The sequence below is a fragment of the Novosphingobium mangrovisedimenti genome (assembly GCF_025153475.1).
In the GTDB taxonomy this organism is placed as follows: Bacteria; Pseudomonadota; Alphaproteobacteria; order Sphingomonadales; family Sphingomonadaceae; genus Novosphingobium; species Novosphingobium mangrovi_A.
In genome coordinates this window covers 1-2,625 of sequence record NZ_JANZXA010000040.1, presented here as the reverse complement: position 1 = coordinate 2,625, position 2,625 = coordinate 1, and the positions used below count along the sequence as shown (strand labels likewise).

Here is a 2,625-nt window from a genome sequence, read left to right as displayed (position 1 = left end):
TGTAGCGCGACAAACAGGATGAGGATTGCGCGTCAATCAGGATGAGAATGTGATTGTCGCGGCGCGTCATTCAGTGCCGATTTTAATTGTCGCTGGCAAGGTCCTCGTTCTCATCCTGATTGTCGCGGATGGTCTCGAGGACTTTGGGTGTGGTGTAGGCGGCAGGACGTCCAGCCCCGGTGCGGCGGGCCTGAGCCGTGCGCCGACGATAGCTTTCGACGTTCATCTCGAAGATCGTGGCGTGATGCACGAGCCTGTCGACTGCAGCGAGCGTCATTGCCGGGTCCGGGAAGACGCGGTTCCACTCACCGAAGGGTTGGTTGGCGGTGATGAGCAGGGATCTGCGTTCGTATCGGGCGCTGATCAATTCGAAGAGGACGGAGGTTTCCGCCTGATCGCGCGAGACGTAGGCGAAGTCGTCGAGAATGAGCAGATGATACTTGTCGAGCTTGGCGATGGCGGATTCCAGCGTTAGTTCGCGGCGAGCGACCTGCAGACGCTGGACGAGGTCGGAGGTGCGGGTGAACAGCGTTCGCCAGCCATTTTCCACCAATGCCAGGCCGATCGCCGCCGCCAGATGGCTTTTACCGCCGCCTGGCGGGCCGAACAGGATGAGATTGGAACCCTGATCGAGCCAGCCATCGCCGGCGCACAGGGCCATGACCTGGGCCTTGGAGATCATCGGCACAGCCTCGAAGGCGAAGCAGTCCAGTGTCTTGCCCGCCGGCAGGTGGGCTTCGGCAAGATGACGCCCGATCCGGCGGCGATCGCGTTCGGCGAGTTCGTGTTCGGCGAGAGCTGCAAGGAAGCGGCTCGCGGGCCATCCTTCCTTGTCCGCCTGGGCCGCAAAATCCCCCCAGATATGCTTGATGGTTGGCAGGCGCAGTTCACCCAGCATCAGGCCCAGGCGCTGTGCGTCGATCATGGGAGCCGTGCTCATGCCGCTTCTCCCTGTTCGATCAACCCGTCGTAGATCGAGAGCGAGACCATCTCGACCACGACTTCGGGCAAAGTGGCGGGGTCGGGGCTGAAGCGGGCCCGTAGTGCCGACAGGCATGGGATCCTGCGGATTGCCAGGTCCTCCTCCAGGATATGGGCGAGCTCGGCCTCACAGGCGCGCTCGTGGGCCATGGCCAGAAGCTCGACCATGATCCGGCAGGCTTCTTTCTCGCCCACAGCTTCCAGCAAGTGCTCGAACATGAGGCGGTAGGGCGCGCGGGGGAACAGGCTGTCACGATAGACCAATCCCCGCAGCGCCATCGGCTTGCGGCGCAGGGAATGAATGACATGGCGATAATCGACGACGTGGCCGTGCTTACCGTTCACACCGGCGCGGCCGCGCTGCAGGGTCATGAGCCTCGTGCCGCCGATGAAGACATCGAGACGGTCGTCGTAAAGGCGTACCCGCAGGCGATGCCCAATCAGGCGCGAGGGGACCGTGTAGAACACCTTGCGCAGGGTGAAGCCGCCCGAGGACGTCACCGTCACGAGGACTTCCTCGTAATCGGTTGTCCGCATGTTTGGGAGGGATCGCAGCGCCTTGCGTTCGGCATCGATGCCGGGACCATGGCGCCGGTTCCTTGCGGTCACGACTTCGTCGATGAAGCGGCGATAATCGGCAAGGTCGGTGAAGTCCGTGGTCCCGCGCAGTAACAGCGCGTCCTTCACTGCAGCCTTGATATGGCCGTGGGCGCTCTCGATCGCACCGTTCTCGTGGGCGATGCCTGTGTTGTTGCGCGTCGGCTCCATTCCATAATGGGCGCATAGGGCGTCATAGCGCCTGGTCAGGTCGGCCTTCGCATCGGCGTCCAGATTGCGGAAGGCGGCCGACAGGCTGTCGGTGCGGTGGAGCCTGGGCGCTCCGCCAGCAGACCAGAGCGCATTCTGCAGCCCTTCGGCCAGGGCGACGAAACTCTCGCCGCCCAAAATGACGTGCCCATGTTCAAAGCCGCCGCAAGGCAGGCGGAAGTGATAGAGCAAGTGGTCCAAGGGCGCCCCGGCGATGGCGATCTCCAGATCGTTCATGCACGTAAAATCCGACATGCCGAGCCGCCCCGGCTCATGAACCTGCCTGAAGATGACTTCCCGCTCCTGGCCGTTCAGAGCGCGCCAGTCGCGAATACGCCTCTCCAGGGTTCGTCGTGAGCCGAACTCGGTATCCGGGTGCCGGCGGCGCAGTTCCTCGAAGATCGCGACAGGACGAAGACCGGGAGCGGCCTCCAGCATCGGCACGACAACCTCCTCGAAAATGCCCGATAGCGGATCGGGGCGCCGTCGGCCGCGCGGCGCCTGCCGCTGGGAAGGCAGGCGCGCATCCTGCAGCACCCGATAGCCCGTCGCCGGGCTGAAACCGGCCTTGGCCGCCGCCAGGGCCACGGGATCGTTACGTCTGTGGGTCATGAAAAGTCTCACCTGATGATCGTTGATGTGTCGGCCCGCCACACGCCAGGTCCTCCTCCCCGGGAAAACCCAATGCATAGCGGCCACCACGACCATCACAGGCACCCTTCAAAAGGCGCCTCCTGCGTTCCGGGATCGGCTACGGGCTACGCCCTTCGCCAATCCCGGAACGCAGCATTCTCATCTTGTTTGTCGCGCTTTCTCAACCTGAATGTCGCGCGACAG

Annotated in this window: 2 protein-coding genes; both read right to left on the bottom strand. The window is 63.4% G+C overall.

All coding sequences use genetic code 11. The features are described from left to right. Positions 1 to 82: 82 nt before the first annotated feature. Positions 83 to 940, bottom strand: a complete 858-nt coding sequence (gene istB / locus NZK81_RS21295; protein WP_260047971.1) for an IS21-like element helper ATPase IstB — start codon at positions 938 to 940, stop codon at positions 83 to 85. Continuing rightward, the gene (gene istA / locus NZK81_RS21290; protein WP_419181730.1) at positions 937 to 2,442 is read right to left on the bottom strand and encodes an IS21 family transposase; all 1,506 of its coding nucleotides are present in this window, start codon (positions 2,440 to 2,442) and stop codon (positions 937 to 939) included. The genes istB and istA overlap by 4 nt, the downstream gene beginning before the upstream one ends. Positions 2,443 to 2,625: the final 183 nt, after the last annotated feature.

Bases quoted from the DNA above. Each gene is read 5' to 3' on its own strand.
- istB (WP_260047971.1), bottom strand. From the start codon at position 940: ATGAGCACGGCTCCCATGATCGACGCACAGCGCCTGGGCCTGATGCTG.